This is a genomic window from Acidovorax sp., from assembly GCF_022763525.1.
Taxonomy (GTDB): Bacteria; Pseudomonadota; Gammaproteobacteria; order Burkholderiales; family Burkholderiaceae_C; genus Acidovorax.
Map to the genome: position 1 here is coordinate 1 of NZ_JALEGG010000189.1, position 17,452 is coordinate 17,452.

General features: G+C 64.2%; 21 protein-coding genes and 1 pseudogene. 4 read left to right on the top strand and 18 right to left on the bottom strand.

The window, feature by feature from the left end; genetic code table 11:
* The 18 genes and pseudogenes from secY to MRY84_RS14370 all read right to left on the bottom strand — a co-directional run.
* Nucleotides 1-497: pseudogene (gene secY / locus MRY84_RS14285) on the bottom strand (preprotein translocase subunit SecY); the annotation flags it as partial.
* Between the two features lie 24 nt (nt 498-521).
* On the bottom strand, nt 522-953 hold the full coding sequence (rplO, locus tag MRY84_RS14290; RefSeq protein WP_291506376.1) for a 50S ribosomal protein L15: 432 nt from the start codon (nt 951-953) through the stop codon (nt 522-524).
* A gap of 10 nt (nt 954-963) precedes the next feature.
* Nucleotides 964-1,146 (bottom strand): 50S ribosomal protein L30, encoded by a 183-nt coding sequence (gene rpmD, locus MRY84_RS14295; RefSeq protein WP_100133813.1) that lies wholly within the window; start codon nt 1,144-1,146, stop codon nt 964-966.
* A 14-nt stretch (nt 1,147-1,160) separates the two neighbouring features.
* Complete coding sequence (gene rpsE, locus MRY84_RS14300) at nt 1,161-1,679, bottom strand: 30S ribosomal protein S5 (RefSeq protein WP_034711783.1); 519 nt, start codon at nt 1,677-1,679, stop codon at nt 1,161-1,163.
* A 17-nt stretch (nt 1,680-1,696) separates the two neighbouring features.
* Nucleotides 1,697-2,062 carry a 50S ribosomal protein L18 gene (gene rplR / locus MRY84_RS14305; protein WP_005793639.1) on the bottom strand — a complete coding sequence of 122 codons (366 nt, stop codon included), beginning with the start codon at nt 2,060-2,062 and terminating at the stop codon, nt 1,697-1,699.
* 11 nt (nt 2,063-2,073) lie between these two features.
* Nucleotides 2,074-2,607 carry a 50S ribosomal protein L6 gene (gene rplF, locus MRY84_RS14310; RefSeq protein ID WP_291506377.1) on the bottom strand — a complete coding sequence of 178 codons (534 nt, stop codon included), beginning with the start codon at nt 2,605-2,607 and terminating at the stop codon, nt 2,074-2,076.
* Nucleotides 2,608-2,632: 25 nt separating this feature from the next.
* A complete protein-coding gene (rpsH, locus tag MRY84_RS14315) occupies nt 2,633-3,028 on the bottom strand; it encodes a 30S ribosomal protein S8 (RefSeq protein ID WP_008906523.1) in 396 nt (131 codons plus the stop codon).
* A 20-nt stretch (nt 3,029-3,048) separates the two neighbouring features.
* Nucleotides 3,049-3,354, bottom strand: coding sequence for a 30S ribosomal protein S14 (rpsN, locus tag MRY84_RS14320; RefSeq protein ID WP_015016017.1), 306 nt, complete (start codon nt 3,352-3,354; stop codon nt 3,049-3,051).
* Nucleotides 3,355-3,362: 8 nt separating this feature from the next.
* Entirely contained in the window at nt 3,363-3,902 is a 540-nt protein-coding gene (gene rplE / locus MRY84_RS14325) for a 50S ribosomal protein L5 (protein WP_005793632.1), read from the bottom strand.
* A 9-nt stretch (nt 3,903-3,911) separates the two neighbouring features.
* Nucleotides 3,912-4,232 carry a 50S ribosomal protein L24 gene (gene rplX, locus MRY84_RS14330; RefSeq protein ID WP_291506378.1) on the bottom strand — a complete coding sequence of 107 codons (321 nt, stop codon included), beginning with the start codon at nt 4,230-4,232 and terminating at the stop codon, nt 3,912-3,914.
* A gap of 9 nt (nt 4,233-4,241) precedes the next feature.
* Complete coding sequence (gene rplN / locus MRY84_RS14335) at nt 4,242-4,610, bottom strand: 50S ribosomal protein L14 (RefSeq protein ID WP_007861702.1); 369 nt, start codon at nt 4,608-4,610, stop codon at nt 4,242-4,244.
* 195 nt (nt 4,611-4,805) lie between these two features.
* Nucleotides 4,806-6,398: a glycerol-3-phosphate dehydrogenase/oxidase gene (locus MRY84_RS14340; RefSeq protein ID WP_291506379.1), complete on the bottom strand. Its 1,593-nt coding sequence runs from the start codon at nt 6,396-6,398 to the stop codon at nt 4,806-4,808.
* A 352-nt stretch (nt 6,399-6,750) separates the two neighbouring features.
* The gene (locus MRY84_RS14345; protein WP_291506380.1) at nt 6,751-8,484 is read right to left on the bottom strand and encodes an ABC transporter substrate-binding protein; all 1,734 of its coding nucleotides are present in this window, start codon (nt 8,482-8,484) and stop codon (nt 6,751-6,753) included.
* A 179-nt stretch (nt 8,485-8,663) separates the two neighbouring features.
* Nucleotides 8,664-8,972: a DUF2160 domain-containing protein gene (locus MRY84_RS14350; protein ID WP_291506420.1), complete on the bottom strand. Its 309-nt coding sequence runs from the start codon at nt 8,970-8,972 to the stop codon at nt 8,664-8,666.
* A gap of 149 nt (nt 8,973-9,121) precedes the next feature.
* Nucleotides 9,122-9,934: a carbohydrate ABC transporter permease gene (locus MRY84_RS14355; protein WP_291506381.1), complete on the bottom strand. Its 813-nt coding sequence runs from the start codon at nt 9,932-9,934 to the stop codon at nt 9,122-9,124.
* Complete coding sequence (locus MRY84_RS14360) at nt 9,927-10,823, bottom strand: sugar ABC transporter permease (RefSeq protein ID WP_291506382.1); 897 nt, start codon at nt 10,821-10,823, stop codon at nt 9,927-9,929. The genes MRY84_RS14355 and MRY84_RS14360 overlap by 8 nt, the downstream gene beginning before the upstream one ends.
* A 147-nt stretch (nt 10,824-10,970) precedes the next feature.
* The gene (locus MRY84_RS14365) at nt 10,971-12,047 is read right to left on the bottom strand and encodes an ABC transporter ATP-binding protein (protein ID WP_291506383.1); all 1,077 of its coding nucleotides are present in this window, start codon (nt 12,045-12,047) and stop codon (nt 10,971-10,973) included.
* Nucleotide 12,048: 1 nt separating this feature from the next.
* A complete protein-coding gene (locus MRY84_RS14370; RefSeq protein ID WP_291506384.1) occupies nt 12,049-13,128 on the bottom strand; it encodes an ABC transporter ATP-binding protein in 1,080 nt (359 codons plus the stop codon).
* Nucleotides 13,129-13,320: 192 nt separating this feature from the next.
* Here MRY84_RS14370 and MRY84_RS14375 point away from each other — a divergent pair, with 192 nt between their 5' ends.
* From MRY84_RS14375 to MRY84_RS14390, 4 genes are all read left to right on the top strand, one after another.
* Nucleotides 13,321-14,085, top strand: a complete 765-nt coding sequence (locus tag MRY84_RS14375) for a DeoR/GlpR family DNA-binding transcription regulator (protein ID WP_291506385.1) — start codon at nt 13,321-13,323, stop codon at nt 14,083-14,085.
* 151 nt (nt 14,086-14,236) lie between these two features.
* Nucleotides 14,237-15,730: a glycerol kinase GlpK gene (gene glpK, locus MRY84_RS14380; RefSeq protein ID WP_291506386.1), complete on the top strand. Its 1,494-nt coding sequence runs from the start codon at nt 14,237-14,239 to the stop codon at nt 15,728-15,730.
* Between the two features lie 160 nt (nt 15,731-15,890).
* A complete protein-coding gene (proC, locus tag MRY84_RS14385; RefSeq protein ID WP_291506387.1) occupies nt 15,891-16,742 on the top strand; it encodes a pyrroline-5-carboxylate reductase in 852 nt (283 codons plus the stop codon).
* A 2-nt stretch (nt 16,743-16,744) separates the two neighbouring features.
* The gene (locus MRY84_RS14390) at nt 16,745-17,392 is read left to right on the top strand and encodes a helix-turn-helix domain-containing protein (RefSeq protein ID WP_291506388.1); all 648 of its coding nucleotides are present in this window, start codon (nt 16,745-16,747) and stop codon (nt 17,390-17,392) included.
* The last annotated feature ends 60 nt before the right edge of the window (nt 17,393-17,452 follow it).

Consider the following 17,452-nt stretch of genomic DNA (forward strand, 5'->3'; position numbering starts at 1 on the left):
AGGAACATGGTTCCCGCGGTCAGGCTCACCACCGCAGTCAGTCGGAATCCAAAGCCAGGGCTCAGAACCAGACCCGCAGAGCTTTCCAGCGCGACAGCAATACCCAGCGACTGGAACAAGGCGAGAGCCAGCGTTCCATAACGGGTGTACTGTGTGATCTTGCGACGTCCGGCTTCGCCTTCCTTCTTCAACTGTTCAAAGGTGGGCACCACGTAGGTCATCAGCTGCATGATGATCGACGCCGAGATGTACGGCATGATCCCCAGAGCGAAAACCGTGAAGCGCGAAAGCGCCCCCCCCGAGAACATGTTGAACAGGTTCAGGATGCCGCCCTGCTGGCCACTGAACAGCTGCTGAAGCTGAGCTGGATCGATACCTGGCACAGGGATATGAGCCCCGATGCGATACACGACCAGCGCCAGCAACAGAAAAACCAGACGGCGACGCAGGTCGCCGAACTTGCCGGTCTTTGCGATTTGAGCCGCGCTAGTAGCCACAGGTTTTTTCCTTCAGAGTCACACTCAGGCGAGGCTGCCACCGGCAGCTTCGATCGCTGCCTTGGCACCGGCCGTCGCACCCACACCGCTCAGCTTCACAGCCTTAGTGAGGGAACCGCTCTTGATGACCTTGACCACTTTGGCCAGCTCACCTACCAGACCGGCTTGCTTGAGCGCCAGGACGTCCACTTCGGCCAGGCCGAGTTGGTCCAGCGCTGTCAGCGTCACTTCTGCATTGAACTTGAGCAGGTGCGACTTGAAGCCACGCTTGGGCAGGCGACGTTGCAGAGGCATTTGACCGCCTTCGAAACCCACCTTGTGGTAGCCACCTGCGCGCGATTTCTGACCCTTGTGACCACGGCCAGCGGTCTTGCCCAGACCGGAGCCGATACCACGGCCTACGCGGCGCTTGGCATGCTTGGCACCGGCAGCGGGCTTGATGCTATTGAGTTCCATGATCGATCTCTCAGAGGACTTTGACCAGATAGCTGATCTTGTTAATCATGCCGCGCACTTCAGGCGTGTCCTGCAGCTCGCTCACGCTATTGAGCTTGCGCAGGCCCAGGCCACGAACGGTGGCGCGGTGCGATTCCTTGGTGCCAATCGGGCTGCGCACCAGTTGAATCTTGACGGTTTGTTGCGTTGTCATTCTCAGGCTCCGATTCAGGCGAAGATGTCTTCGACCGTCTTGCCACGCTTGGCCGCCACATTCGACGGAGTCGTCGAGTTGACCAGCGCATCAAAAGTGGCACGCACCATGTTGTAGGGGTTGGACGAACCATGGCTCTTGGCCACGATGTCGGTCACGCCCAGCACTTCGAAGACCGCGCGCATGGGACCACCAGCGATGATGCCGGTACCCTTGGGAGCGGGAGCCATCATCACGACAGCGGCGCCATGATGGCCCGTCACGTTGTGGTGAATGGTGCCGTTCTTGAGCGAGACCTTGACCATGTTGCGACGGGCTTCTTCCATCGCCTTTTGCACGGCAGCAGGCACTTCCTTGGACTTGCCCTTGCCCATGCCCACGCGGCCGTCACCATCGCCAACCACCGTCAGTGCGGCGAAACCGAGAATACGGCCACCCTTCACGACTTTGGTCACGCGGTTGACCGCGATCATTTTTTCGCGCAGACCGTCGTCCTGGCCTTCGCTCTGCACTTTGGGTTGAAATTTAGCCATTTTGTATTCCGCTCCGCTTAGAACTGCAGGCCGGCTTCACGGGCTGCGTCGGCCAGGGCCTTGACGCGACCGTGATAGGCAAAGCCTGCGCGATCAAATGCAACCTTCTCGACACCAGCAGCCTTCGCCTTTTCAGCGATGCGCTTGCCGATGATCTGGGCTGCAGCGGCATTGCCACCCTTGCCCGAACCGCCGAGCGACTTGCGCACGTCGGCTTCTGCCGTGGAAGCGGAAGCCAGCACCTTGCTGCCGTCGCCGGAGATCACACTGGCGTAGATATGGAGGTTCGTACGGTTCACGGTGAGACGCGCCACGCCTTGCTGTGCAATGCGGATGCGGGTCTGGCGCGAACGACGAAGACGCTGCTCTTTCTTGGTCAACATGTTGCAGCTCCTTATTTCTTCTTGGTCTCTTTGATCGTGATCTTTTCGTCCGCATAACGGATGCCCTTGCCCTTGTAAGGCTCGGGAGGACGAACAGCACGGATCTCGGCGGCGATCTGCCCCACGCGCTGACGATCAGCACCCTTGATCACCACTTCCGTGGGGGTGGGGGTGGCAACCGTGATGCCAGCAGGCATTTCGACGTTGACCGGATGCGAGTAGCCGACAGCCAGGTTCAGCTTGGAGCCGGAGGCAGCAGCCTTGTAACCCACACCGACCAGGCTCAGCTTCTTCTCGAAGCCCTTGCTGACGCCGACCACCATGTTGTTGACCAACTGGCGAATCGTGCCGCTCATGGCATTGGCTTCGCGGGAATCATTGACAGGCTCGAAGCTGAGCTTGCCATCCTTGTTCGACACCTTCACCAGCACGTTTTGTGCGAGCGACAGGGTGCCGCCAGAGCCCTTCACGGAGATCTGGTCTTCTTTCACGGACACATCCACGCCAGCGGGGATGGTCACGGGCATTTTTCCTACTCGGGACATTTCAGTTTCTCCTCAATGCCGCGGGTTAGGCCACATAGCAGAGCACTTCGCCACCGACACCGGTAGCGCGCGCCTTGCGATCGGTCATCACGCCCTTGGGTGTCGTGACAATTGCCACGCCCAGACCGTTCATGACTTGTGGAATGGAATCACGGCCTTTGTAGACACGCAGGCCAGGGCGGCTGACGCGCTCGATGCGCTCAATCACAGGGCGGCCTGCGTAGTACTTCAGGGCAATTTCGAGTTCGGACTTGCCAGCTTCGGTTTTCACCTGGAAGCCGTCGATATAACCTTCGTCCTTCAGCACTTGGGCGATGGCAATCTTCACTTTGGAAGAAGGCACCAGCACCGTGGCCTTGGCCACCATCTGTGCGTTACGGATGCGGGTCAGCAAGTCAGCGATGGGATCACTCATGCTCATGTTTAATCTCTCCTGCCTGCTTACCAGCTGGCCTTGGTGACACCAGGGATGTCGCCATTGAAAGCCAGTTCACGAATCTTGGCGCGGGCCAGACCGAATTGACGGAAGGTACCGCGGGGGCGACCGGTGATTTCGCAACGGTTGCGCTGGCGCGTGGGGTTCGCGTTGCGGGGAAGCTTCTGCAGGCCCAGCCGGGCTGCATCACGCTCTTCGTCGCTGCGCTTGGCGTCACCGGCGATCGCCTTCAGTTCCGCATACTTTGTTGCGTACTTGGCGGCCAGTTTTTCGCGCTTCAGTTCGCGCTGGATCAAAGCTACTTTAGCCATACCCTGCCTCAGTTCTTGAACGGGAAACGGAAACCAGCCAGAAGCGCCTTGGCTTCTTCGTCGGACTTGGCCGTCGTGGTGATGCTGATGTTGAGACCGCGCAATGCGTCGACCTTGTCGTACTCGATCTCAGGGAAAATGATCTGTTCCTTGACACCGATGTTGTAGTTGCCGCGGCCGTCGAAAGCGCGGCCGGAGATACCACGGAAGTCACGGACGCGGGGCAATGCCACGGTCACGAAACGGTCCAGGAACTCATACATCTGCACGCCGCGCAGCGTGACCATGCAACCGATGGCCTGGCCTTCGCGGATCTTGAAGCCGGCGATAGCCTTCTTGGCCTTGGTCACCACGGGCTTCTGGCCAGCAATCTTGGTCAGGTCAGCCACAGCGTTGTCCATCACCTTCTTGTCCGAGACTGCCTCGCTCACGCCCATGTTCAGGGTGATCTTGGTCAGACGCGGAACCTGCATCGGCGAGGTGTAACCGAACTGCTTGGTCAGTTCGGGAGCGATCTTGTCGCGGTAAATTTCTTGGAGTCGTGCCATGTTTACCCCTTAGGCCGCCTTGATTTCAGCGCCGCTGGACTTGAACACGCGAACGCGCGTGCCGTCAGCCTGCACCTTGATGCCCACGCGATCAGCCTTGCCGGTGGCGGCATTGAAGATGGCGACATTGGACTGGTGAATCGGCATGGCCTTTTCAACGATGCCGCCGGTCGTGCCCTTCATGGGGTTTGGCTTGGCGTGCTTCTTGACCAGGTTGATGCCATCGATGACGAGGTAGGAGTCGTCCTTGCGCAGCGACACCGTGCCACGCTTGCCCTTGTCACGGCCGGTCAGCACGATGACTTCGTCGCCCTTGCGAATCTTGTTCATGGCGCGTCCTTAGAGAACTTCAGGAGCCAGGGACACGATCTTCATGAACTTCTCGGTACGCAGTTCACGCGTCACGGGTCCAAAGATGCGGGTGCCGATGGGCTCCAACTTTGCATTCAGCAACACGGCTGCGTTGCCATCGAATTTGACGAGCGAGCCATCGCCACGACGAATACCCTTCGCCGTACGAACCACCACTGCACTGTAAACCTCGCCTTTTTTGACGCGGCCACGTGGAGCGGCTTCTTTGATGCTCACCTTGATGATGTCGCCAACGCTTGCATAGCGACGCTTCGAGCCACCCAGCACCTTGATGCAAAGGACGGACTTGGCGCCGGTATTGTCGGCAACCTCTAACCGAGATTCTGTCTGGATCATTTCAATATTCCCAACTTGCACCAGAAGACCACGGCCCCAGAGAACTTCTCAAGGGCTGCAAATCAGCCAGTCAGTCTTGGGCCCGTCGTCCGCACTGCAAACCATTTGCAGCACTTCCCGCTGGGCAGAAACTTCACGCAGGAAACGCGAAGCCCTCGATTATTGCAAAATGGAACGCCACAGTCAAGTGGTTCGTTACGCCGGGGCGTGCAGATACTGTTGCGCAAGCGCCAGGAAGGCTTCCAGCCCCGGATCTGTGCCCAGCTCTTCGCGGAGGACTCGTGCCACAGCAGGCGCGAGTTCGATGGCACGGCGCGCATCCAGGAACAACAGGCGTGACCGGCGGGCCAGCACGTCTTCCACGGTGCGGGCATATTCGAACCGCGCTCCAAACCGCACCATGGCGACGGTCAGCCCCCCCCCCAGATCCTCGCCCGCACCGGGCAGCGCCTGCACGGCCGTCGCGTCACTCCCATAGGAGTGCAGACCCGGCGCGTCACTGATGCGGTGGCGGACGGCCTCCTGGGGGGTTCCCACCAAGGGCAACTGATTCGTCACACCAGCAGGCTTGCCGCTGAGCAATCCAGCAGCGACGCATTTTTGCAACACATCCTCGGCCATCGCGCGGTAGGTCGTCCACTTTCCGCCCGTCACTGTGACCAGCCCCGAGCGGCTGGTGAGCACCGTGTGCTCCCGGCTGAGACTCTTGGTGTTGTCGCCGTCGTCATCCTGGGGCTTCACCAGGGGCCGCAGCCCGACCCAGACGCTCCGGATGTCTTCGAGTCGCGGAGCCCGGGTGAGGTACCGGGCGGATTCTTCCAGGATGAAGCGCACCTCCTCCCGGAACGGCGCGGGCTCGCGCACGATGTCCTGGCGCGGGCTGTCCGTGGTGCCCAGGATCAGCTTGCCGAGCCAGGGAACGGCAAACAGCACCCGTCCGTCGGCGGTCTTGGGCACCATCAGGGCGTGGTCGGAGGGCAGGAACTCACGGTCCACCACGATGTGCACCCCCTGGCTGGGAGCGACCATGGGCTTGACTGGGCGCCCCGTCGCCTCGCCATCCATCTGCCGCAGCGTGTCCACCCAGACCCCCGTGGCATTGACAACTGCGCGAGCGCGCACGGTGAATTGCCGGCCCGACTCAGTGTCTTCGCAGACGAACCCAGCGACCTTGCCGTCTTCGTGGATCAGCGAGCGCGCCGGGCAGTAGTTGAGAACCAGCGCCCCCAGGCTGGCCGCTGTGCGGGCCAACGCAAGGGCCAGCCGCGCATCATCGAACTGGCCGTCCCAGTATTTGACGCCGCCCTGGAGTCCGTCGGCCCGGGCCGTGGGCAGGCATTCGAGGGTGCGTTTGCGGCCCAGGAACTGGGTGGCACCCAACCCGGCCTTGCCGGCCAGGGCGTCATACATCAACAGCCCGATGCCGTAGAAGGGGGTCTCCCAGAAGCGGTAGGACGGCATGACAAAAGGCAGCGGCTGCGCCAGGTGAGGGGCGTTGTGCAGCAAGGTGGTGCGCTCGTGCAGCGCCTCGCGCACGAGGGCGATGTTGCCCTGCGCCAGATACCGAACCCCGCCATGCACCAGCTTGGTGGCGCGCGACGAGGTGCCTTTGGCAAAGTCGTGTGAATCCACCAGGACCACGCTGTAGCCCCGCGCGGCGGCGTCCACCGCCACACCCAGGCCCGTGGCCCCACCACCGATGACGGCCAGGTCATAGTGGTACGGCTGGGCCAAGCGCTCCAAAAGATCGGCTCGGGGGGTAGGGAGGGGGGCAGCGGCGGTGGTCATGGGGCAATTGTCCATGGATGGGACAAAATCTAAGGGTTTACCCTTAAATTCTTGACGCTTTGGGAGAGCGCCGCCCTGGCCCACAGGCAAAGGGAGGCGCTCTCGAAATTAAAAAAGGCAGCAGTCGCCTTGTGGGCTCCGGCTGCCGGCAAAGCCGCCCGGGGTGCGGCGGCGGGAGAGCCAGGGATCCTTTGCACGCATCGAGCGGAAAGTGTGTGCTGCGGATCGGGAGGGCTGCAAGGCGCCAAGCACGGCAATCGCCGCAGCTCTTGCGAGCATTGGCAACGCTGCAGCCGGCCCGAGTCCGCAGACGCACACGGCGCGGTGATGCATGCAGAGGATCCCCAGGGGATCAGCGAGCCTTGCCGTCCTTCCAGGCCTGCAGCAGCTTGTCGTAGGCAATGGTTTCGCCTTTGGGCTTTTCATTGGCCAGCTTCTTCCAGGGGGCTTGCTTGTCGCTCAGCCACTTGTTGGGGTCTTCCTTCTTGTTGAGCTTGGGCGCGCAGTGGCTCATGCCGGCGCGCTCCAGGCGGGCCATGACCTGGTCCATTTCGTCGGCCAGCGTGTCCATGGCGCCCTGTGGCGTCTTTTCACCCGTGACGGCCTGGGCCACGTTCTTCCACCACAACTGGGCCAGCTTGGGATAGTCGGGCACATTGGTGCCGGTGGGTGACCAGGCCACGCGGGCGGGGCTGCGGTAGAACTCGACCAGGCCGCCGAGCTTGGGGGCGGCGTCCGTCATGGCCTTGGACTGGATGTCGCTCTCGCGGATCGGGGTCAGGCCCACCAGCGTCTTCTTGAGCGAGGTGGTCTTGGCCGTCACGAACTGGGCGTAGAGCCAGGCGGCAGCCGTCTTGTTGGCGTCGTGGTCCTTGAAGAAGGTCCAGCTGCCCACGTCCTGGTAGCCGTTTTGCATGCCTTGCTTCCAGTAGGGGCCGTTGGGGCCAGGGGCCATGCGCCACTTGGGCGTGCCATCGGCGTTCACCACGGGCAGGCCAGGCTTGGTCATGTCGGCCGTGAAGGCGGTGTACCAGAAGATCTGCTGCGCGATCTGGCCCTGGGCGGGCACGGGGCCGGCCTCGCCGAAGGTCATGCCGGTGGCTTCCTTGGGCGCGTACTTCTTCATCCAGTCCACGTACTTGGTCAGCGCATAGACCGCAGCCGGCGAGTTGGTCGCGCCGCCACGGGCCACGCTGGCGCCCACGGGCGTGCACTTGTCATCGGCCACACGGATGCCCCATTCGTCGATCGGCAGGCCGTTGGGCGCGCCGATGTCGGCCGTGCCGGCCATCGAAAGCCATGCGTCGGTAAAGCGCCAGCCCAGCGAAGGATCCTTCTTGCCGTAGTCCATGTGGCCGTAGATCGGCTTGCCGTCGATCTGCTTGACGTCGTTGGTGAAGAACTCGGCGATGTCTTCGTAGGCAGACCAGTTCAGCGGCACACCCAGGTCATAGCCATACTTGGCCTTGAACTTGTCCTTGATGTCCTTGCGCTCGAACAGGTCGGCACGGAACCAGTACAGGTTGGCAAACTGCTGGTCGGGCAGCTGGTACATCTTCCCGTCGGGCGCCGTCGTGAACTTGGTGCCGATGTAGTCCTTGATGTCGATGCCGGGGTTGGTCCACTCCTTGCCATTGCCGCCCATGTAGTCGGTCAGATTCAGGACCTTGCCGTAGCGGTAGTGCGTGCCGATCAGGTCGGAGTCGCTGATCCAGCCGTCATAGATCGATTTGCCGGACTGCATGGAGGTCTGCAGCTTCTCGACCACATCGCCTTCCTGGATGAGGTCGTGCTTGACCTTGATGCCGGTGATTTCCTCAAACGCCTTGGCCAGCGTCTTGGATTCGTATTCGTGCGTGGTGATGGTCTCGGAGACGACCGAGATTTCCTTCACGCCCTTGGCCTGCAGCTTCTTGGCGGCTTCGATGAACCACTTCATCTCGGCCATCTGCTGGTCTTTGCTCAGCGTGGATGGCTGAAACTCACTGTCGATCCACTTCTTGGCCTCTGCCTCGCCGGCCCAGGCGGCGTGCCCCAGGACCAGGGTTGCGGCGGCGAACGCAATCGCCTTGAACTGCACCTTCATTGCTGTCTCCTCAGATGGAACCCCCTTGGGTAGAACGACACCGGTCCGGGGGGAGTCAGACCGGCACTTGCACTCTCAAAAACCATAGCTGCCAGCGCTTGATGGATGCGGATTTCAGACCAACAAGGCCTGAGAACACCACATAACAAGCGCGACCAGCTCACTTTTTCATAGCAAAATCAGCCCTTGCGCAGGATCAGCGCCAGCAGCGCCATGGACAGCACAAAGCTGATCCAGACCGAAGGCTCGCTCTCCAGCGTGAGCCACTGGGCGATGCGCCCGCTCATGCCCACAAAAATCAGGTTCACATAGGCTGCGGTGAGCAAGCCGATGAATAGGCGGTCGCCCCGCGTGGTGGCAATGGGCAGGAAGCCTTTGCGCAGGGTGGTGGGCGACTTGATTTCCCACACCGTCATGCCGATGAGCATGAACACGATGCATGTGAAAAACACCGCGACGGGCAGTGTCCAGGCCATCCAGTCAAACATGGGCATCCCCCTGAGCGCCTGCGGCGCTTCCCCCAGGGGGGACGCAGCCCGTGGCCGGGCGAAGCCCGTTACTCGGCTGCCGCTGGTATGGCGAGCGCCCTGCGCCCTGCTGTGGTTTCGTGTGGTTCATGTGTTTGCTTCCCTTCACATCAGACGCGGCCCATGGCGAAGCCCTTGGCGATGTAATGCCGCACAAACCAGATCACGATGGCGCCGGGCACGATGGTCAGTACGCCAGCGGCGGCCAGCGTGGCCCAATCCATGCCGCTGGCGCTCACGGTGCGCGTCATCGTGGCCACGATGGGCTTGGCGTCCACGCTGGTCAGCGTGCGGGCCAGGAGCAGCTCCACCCAGCTGAACATGAAGCAGAAGAACGCTGCCACGCCCACACCCGCCTTGATGAGCGGCAGGAAGATGGTGAGGAAGAAGCGCGGGAACGAGTAGCCGTCGATGTAGGCCGTCTCGTCGATTTCGCGCGGGATGCCGCTCATGAAGCCTTCCAGGATCCACACCGCCAGCGGCACGTTGAACAGCAGGTGCGCCAGCGCCACCGCGATGTGCGTGTCCATCAGCCCCACGGTGGTGTAGAGCTGGAAGAACGGCAGCAAGAACACGGCCGGGGGCGTCATGCGGTTGGTCAGCAGCCAGAAGAACACATGCTTGTCGCCCAGGAACTGGTAGCGGCTGAACGCGTACGCGGCCGGCAGCGCCACCGTGAGCGAGATGGCCGTGTTGATACCCACGTAGATCAGGCTGTTGATGTAGCCCGAGTACCAGGACTCGTCGGTGAAGATGGTCTTGTAGTTGTCCCAGGTGAAGTTCTGGGGAAAAAACGAGAACGTGGACAGGATTTCCGCGTTCGTCTTGAAGCTCATGTTGACCATCCAGTAGATGGGCAAGACCGCGAACACCAGGTAGGCAACAAGGAAAATCGATCGCTTCTGGAAGCGCTTTTCATTCATGGCCGGCCCCTTCGTTGCTGGCGGTGCCCACGCGCTGCATCCAGTTGTAGAGGATGAAGCACAAGAGCAGGATGATGAAGAAATAGATCAGCGAGAACGCTGCGGCAGGGCCCAGGTCGAACTGGCCCACGGCCTTGGTCGTGAGGTACTGGCTCAGGAACGTGGTCGCATTGCCTGGCCCGCCGCCCGTGAGCACGAAGGGCTCGGTGTAGATCATGAAGCTGTCCATGAAGCGCAGCAGCACCGCGATCATGAGCACGCCGCGCATCTTGGGCAGCTGGATATAGCGGAACACGGCCAACTTGCTCGCGCCGTCAATGCGCGCGGCCTGGTAGTACGCGTCCGGAATGGACCGCAGCCCCGCAAACGCCAGCAGCGCGACCAGCGGCGTCCAGTGCCACACGTCCATCAGCAGCACCGTGAGCCAGGCCTGCGTGGCATTGCCGGTGTAGCTGTACTCGATGCCCGCCTCCTGCAGCAGCCGGCCCATGAGGCCGATGTCGGCGCGGCCGTAGATCTGCCAGATGGTGCCCACCACATTCCACGGGATCAGCAGCGACAGCGCCACCACGACCAGCACGGCGGACGACTTCCAGCCCTGTGCAGGCATGGACAGCGCGAGCAGGATGCCCAGCGGAATCTCCACGGCCAGCACGGCCAGCGAGAAGGTGAGCTGGCGCAGCAGCGCGGCATGCAGCTCCTCGTCGCGCATCACCTGCACGAACCACTCGGTGCCCACGAACACGCGACGCTCGGGCGAGATGATGTCCTGCACCGAGTAGTTCACCACCGTCATCAGCGGCAGGATGGCCGAGAAGGCCACGCACAGGATCACGGGCAAGATCAGGAACCAGGCTTTCTGGTTGACCGGCTTGGTGGTACTACTCATCCCAGCTCTCCAGAACGTAGGCATCGCCCACTGCGGACAAAACCGACGCGGCGGAATCGAAGGGACGCCCAGCAAGGGCCGCCCCGCAGCAAAGGGCGTCGCCCCCCTTCAAGGGGGAAGCCGCGCAGCGGCTCAGGGGGTGCTCATTCATGCCAGCAACTCCTCATTCTTGTAAAAGCAGGTGTGCTCGCCCAGCACCTGCAGCCACGCCGTGTCACCAGCCGATGGCAGCCGCGTCTCGGGCGTGAAACGCGCCTTGACGGTGTGCTCGCCCACCTTGGCGGTCAGCATCTGATAGGTGCCGATGTCCTGCACCTGCGCCACCGTGCACGGCAGCGCGCCGGGCTGTTGCGGCTGGGCCAGCGCCAAGTACTCGGGCCGGATGCCGACCTGCAGGGCGCCATCGGGCAGCGCACGGCCCACCGGGCTGACCAGGCGGTGTGCAGCCACGGTGAGGCAGCCGCCCTCGCTGTGCGCCGGCAAGAAGTTCATGCCCGGCGAGCCGATGAAGTGGCCCACGAAGGTGTGCGCAGGCCGCTCGAACAGTGCGTCGGCCGAGCCCACCTGCACGGCCTTGCCGCGTGTCATCACCACCACCTGGTCTGCAAACGTGAGCGCCTCGACCTGGTCGTGCGTCACGTAGATCAGCGTGAGCTTGAGCTCGTGGTGGATCTGCTTGAGCTTGCGCCGCAACTGCCACTTGAGGTGCGGGTCGATCACCGTGAGCGGCTCGTCGAAGAGCACCGCCGCCACGTCGGAGCGCACCAGACCGCGGCCCAGCGAGATCTTCTGCTTCTGGTCGGCCGAGAGGCCCGCCGCACGCATGTTGAGCTGGTGGCTCATCTCCAGCATCTCGGCGATGGCGCCCACGCGTTCCTTGATCTGCGCATCGGGCACCTTGCGGTTCTTGAGCGGAAACGCCAGGTTCTCGGCCACCGTCATGGTGTCGTAGATCACCGGGAACTGGAACACCTGGGCGATGTTGCGCTCCTGCGGGCTCGCACGGGTCACGTCGCGGCCGTCGAACAGCACCTTGCCGTGCGAAGGCACGAGCAGGCCCGACATGATGTTGAGCATGGTGGTCTTGCCACAGCCCGAGGGGCCGAGCAGCGCATAGGCGCCGCCGTCCTCGAATTCCATCTTGAGCGGCAGCAGCGCATAGTCGCTGTCCTGCTGCGGGTTCGGCTTGTACGAATGCGCCAGATCCAGGCTGATGCGCGCCATCTCAACGTCCTCCCGGGCGCGCGGGCGCCCATGCCAGTGCGCCATCCGCGCCAAAAACATAGGCTTGCGCCGGATCCAGGTGCAGCGTGATCGGCGTGCCCAGTTCAAAGTAATGCACGCCCGTGAGCTGCGCCACCACCTCGCCCCAAGGCGTGGCCGCGTGCACGAAGGTGTCGGAGCCAGAAATCTCTGCCAGCTCCACCACCCCAGCCACGCTCACATCGCCCGGGCGCGCTTGCACACGCAGTGCGCTCGCGCGCACGCCCACCGTCACCGCACCGGCTGCCGCCACTTGCGGGGGCAGGGCCACCGCCAATTCCAGCCCACCCTGCAGGCGCACGCCGGCAGCCACCGGCGTGGCGGGCAAGAGGTTCATGGGCGGATCGCTGAAGGCACGCGCGACGCGCAGTGAATTGGGCGCGTGGAACACCTCGGCCGTGGGGCCGTACTGCAGCAGCTCGCCCTCATCCAGCACGGCCGTGTAGCCACCCAGCAGCAGGGCCTCGCCCGGCTCGGTGGTGGCATACACCACGGTGGACTGGCCGGATGCAAACAGCTGCGCCAGCTCTTCGCGAAGCTCCTCGCGCAGCTTGTAGTCCAGGTTGACCAGGGGCTCGTCCAGCAGCATCAGCGGCGCGCCCTTGGCAAGTGCGCGGGCCAGCGCCACGCGCTGCTGCTGCCCGCCCGAGAGCTCGGCGGGGTAGCGGTCCAGGAACATCTCGATGTGCAGGCGGCTGGCGATCTCGCGAACCCGCGCGTCGATGTCCTTTTCGCCGCGCAGCTTCAAGGGCGACGCGATGTTGGCCGCCACCTTCATCGAGGGGTAGTTGATGAACTGCTGGTACACCATGGCGACATTGCGCTCGCGCACCGGCATGCCTGTCACATTGACGCCATCCACCATGACGCGGCCGGCCGTGGGGACGTCCAGGCCAGCCATGATCCGCATCAGGCTGGTCTTGCCCGCCTGCGTAGCGCCCAGCAGCACCGTCACGGCGCCACTGTGCAGCGCCAGGCTCATCTCGTGCAGCCAGGTTTCCGGCCCGACCTTCTTGCTGATGCTGTCCAAAGCCAGCTGCATCACGCAACCTTTCTTGTGGGACCGGCGCCGTGCGCCGGTCGTGGGGAGACGCGGGCCGCATCCTCGGCAGCACCGCTTTTCGATTTGGATTATTTTTGTTCGTTTTTGATCATGTCGAATCAAGGTTTACCCTTATCGGCTTCCTTTTCGTTCGAATTAAAGTCAACCATCCCCAACAAAACCAGCATTCGCGTGAATACGAATCCCCGGCAACTGCTGCTCTTAGAACAGGTGCGCGAACGCAAGTCGGCCACCGTGGAACAACTTGCGGAAACGCTGGGCGTGACGCTGCAGACCGTGCGCCGCGACGTGCAGCGCCTGGCCGAGATCGGCCTGCTCACGCGCTTTCACGGCGGCGTGCGCGTGCCCAGCTCCACGGTGGAGAACCTCGCGCACACCCAGCGCGAAACGCTCAATGCCGAAGGCAAGGCGCGCATCGCGCGCGCCGTGGCCCAGCAGGTGCCCAATGACTGCTCGCTGATCCTCAACATCGGCACCACCACCGAGGCCATTGCCAAGGCGCTGCTGCACCACCGCGGCCTGCGCGTGATCACCAACAACCTCAATGTGGCCGCCATCCTGAGCGGCAACCCTGATTGCGAAGTGATCGTGGCAGGCGGCGTGGTGCGCGCGCGCGACCGGGGCATCGTGGGCGAGGCCGCGGTGGATTTCATTCGCCAGTTCAAGGTCGACATCGCACTCATCGGCATCTCGGGCATCGAGCCCGATGGCTCGCTGCGCGACTTCGATTACCGGGAGGTGAAGGTGGCGCAGACCATCATCGAGCAGTCGCGCGAGGTGTGGCTGGCGGCCGACCACAGCAAGTTCAACCGTCCGGCGATGGTGCAGCTGGCCACGCTGGAGCAGATCGGCCGGCTGTTCACCGATGCGCCGCCGCCCGAGCCCTTTCCCGCCCTGCTGCAGGATGCGGGAGTGATCTGCACTGTAGCTGCATAGGATGAGAATCCCCCTGAGGCGCTGCGCGCCTTCCCTCGACGGGGGACGCCACCCCAGGCCCGGCAAAGCCGGTTCCACGGTGGCACTGGCATGCCAGCGCCCGCCTCAGCGCATGGGCACAACGCATCAAACCCCTGATACCTTTCGCACCATGACCTACTTGCTCGCACTCGACCAAGGCACCTCCAGCTCCCGCAGCATCGTGTTTGATGAAGGCGGCCACATCGTGGCGCAGGCGCAGCTGGAGCTGCCGCAGATCTACCCGCAGCCTGGCTGGGTGGAGCATGACCCGCTGGAGATCTGGCGAACCCAGCTGGCGACCGCGCGCGACGCCCTGGCCAAGGCCGGCATTGCCGCCAGCGCCGTGCGCGCCGTGGGCATCACCAACCAGCGCGAGACCACGGTGCTGTGGAACCGCCAGACCGGCCAGCCCGTGCACCACGCCATCGTCTGGCAGGACCGGCGCGCCGAGCCCGCCTGTGCCCAGCTGCGCGAACAGGGCCACGCAGGCACCATACAGGCCAAGACCGGGCTACTGATCGACGCCTACTTCTCGGGCACCAAACTGCAGTGGCTGCTGGACCACGTGCCCGGCGCGCGAGAGGCGGCCGAGCGCGGCGAGCTGGCGTTTGGCACGGTGGACAGCTGGCTGATGTGGCAGCTCACCCACGGCCAGCGGCATGTGACGGACGTGAGCAACGCCTCGCGCACCATGCTGTTCAACGTGCACACCAACCAGTGGGACGATGAGCTACTGGCCCTGCTGCGCATCCCCAAGGCGCTGATGCCCGAGGTGCTCCCCTCGGCCGCCCACTTTGGCGACACGGCGGCCGATCTGCTGGGCCACCCCATCCGCATCGGCGGCGTGGCGGGGGACCAGCAAAGCGCGCTGTTCGGCCAGGCCTGCTTCACTGCAGGCATGGCCAAGAACACCTACGGCACCGGCTGCTTCATGCTGATGCACACGGGCGGCGCGTTCCAGACTTCGCAAAACGGCCTGCTCACCACCAGTGCAGCGCAGGTTTCTGCCAAGCCCGAGTTCGCCATGGAAGGATCCGTGTTCGTGGGCGGCGCCGTGGTGCAGTGGCTGCGCGACGGCCTGCGCGCCATCACCAACAGCAGCGAGGTCGAGTCGCTCGCGCAAAGCGTGCCGGACTCGGGCGGCGTGATGATGGTGCCCGCCTTCACCGGCCTGGGCGCACCCTACTGGAAGCCCGATTCGCGCGGGACGATCACGGGCCTCACGCGCGGCACCACCATTGCCCACATCGCCCGCGCCGCGCTGGAGAGCATCGCCTACCAAAGCGCCGCCCTGCTGCAGGCCATGAGCCGCGACGCCGTGGCCGCCGGCGGCGCCCCGGTGAGCGAGCTGCGCGTGGATGGCGGCGCGTGCGTGAACGATCTGCTGATGCAGTTTCAGGCCGACCTGCTGGGCATCCCCGTGGTGCGGCCCGCCGTGATCGAAACCACCGCCCTGGGCGCGGCGTACCTCGCGGGCCTGTCCAGCGGCGTGTACGGCAGCACCGCCGAGCTGTCCCAGCTGTGGCGCGCGGACCGCCGCTTTGTGCCCACGCTGGGCAATGCGCGGGCGCAGGAGCTGATGGCGAAGTGGGAGCATGCGGTGCGGCAAACGACTGCTGAATAGGAACCGTCCCCCTGAGGCGCCGCGCATTGCTCCTGCCCTCGCTGCGGGGCGGCCCTTGCTCGGCCGCTCTCGCCTGGGCCGTGCCGGTTCGCAGGGCATGGAGGAAATTGCAAGGGTCGCGGCGCTACCATCGGATCCCCCTTTCTCGCCTGACCGCAGCATGAACTCTCCTGCCCCCGCTTCCGCCGCAGCTAGCTCCCCACTCCCCACCATCGCCTTCATCGGCGGCGGCAACATGGCCAGCGCCATCATTGGCGGCCTGATCCACCAGGGCCACCCCGCCAGCCAGATCGAAGTCGTCGAGCCGTATGCGCCCACGCGCGAGGCTCTGCTCTCCAACTACGGCCTCACAGCCCTGCCGGAGGCCGGCCCTGCCCTGCAGCGCGCGAGCATCGTGGTCTGGGCCGTCAAGCCCCAGACCTTCAAGGACGCCGCAGCCCAGGCCAAGGCCCATACCCAGGGGGCCCTGCATCTAAGCGTGGCCGCCGGCATCCGCTCGGACAGCATCGCCCAGTGGCTTGCCACTGAGCGCATCGTGCGCACCATGCCCAACACGCCAGCACTGGTGGGCAAGGGCATGAGCGCGCTGTATGCCCGCCCCGCCGTGGACGCCAAGGAGCGTGCCCAGGTGGAGGCCATCATGGCGTCCACCGGCGAATTCCTGTGGGTCGAGACGGAAAAGCAGCTCGACGCTGTCACGGCCCTCTCGGGCTCCGGGCCGGCTTACGTCTTTTACTTCCTGGAAGCCATGACGCGCGCCGGCGCCCGCATGGGCCTGAGCGCGCAGCAGGCGCACCAGCTGGCCGTGGGCACGTTCGTGGGCGCATCCGAACTGGCCCGCCGCTCCGACGAGGCACCGGCCGTGCTGCGCGAGCGCGTCACGTCCAAGGGCGGCACCACTTATGCGGCCTTGCAATGCCTGGATGCCGACGGCGTGGGAGCCGCCTTTGAACGCGCGATGGAAGCCGCGCGCCAGCGCGCCGATGAGCTGGGGAACGAGTTCGGGGGCTGAGGGTGTCCTCGCAGTGGCGGCCCGTCGAGGCTTGGCACCACACCTCGGTCCACGCGGACAGCACGGTGGTGGTTCCCGATGGATGCCGGGACCTCATCCTCCACATCCTCCCCCACCACCGTCCCGCCTGGTTTGTGACCGATCTGGCAGACAGCACCTACGCCGTGCCGGGCACGCTGGGCGAGCGCTACTGGGGGTTTCGCATGCAGCCGGGCACGCAGGTGGACACGGACCGCCTGTTGGCGCTGCTGCAGGCCCGGCCCTGGAACGACGCCCACGATGCCCTGCCGCTGTTGCACGACTGCACGGTGCTGGACGCGCGGGTGGCCGATGCCTTGCAGAGTCTGGCCCGCTACAGCCAGGTGACCCAGGCGGCACGCGAGCTGGGCGTTTCGGAGCGCACCTTGCAGCGCCTCGTGCTGTCCGCCACCGGCCGTCCTCCGGCTTACTGGAAGTGCCTGGCCCGGGTGCGCCGCGCAGCGCAGGCCTTGCCGGAGGCATCATCCCTGGCGGATTGCGCGGCAGACCACGGCTACACCGATCAAGCCCACATGAGCCGCGAATTCCGGCGCTGGCTGGGCCGCGCCCCCGCCGCTGTGGCGGCCTCCCCCCAGTGGATGGCGGCGGTCAGCGCTTCGGGCTATTGCTGACAGCGCGGGCCAGCGTCAGGTAGTGCGACCTATCGCCTCACAGCGCAGACGCACGGCTGG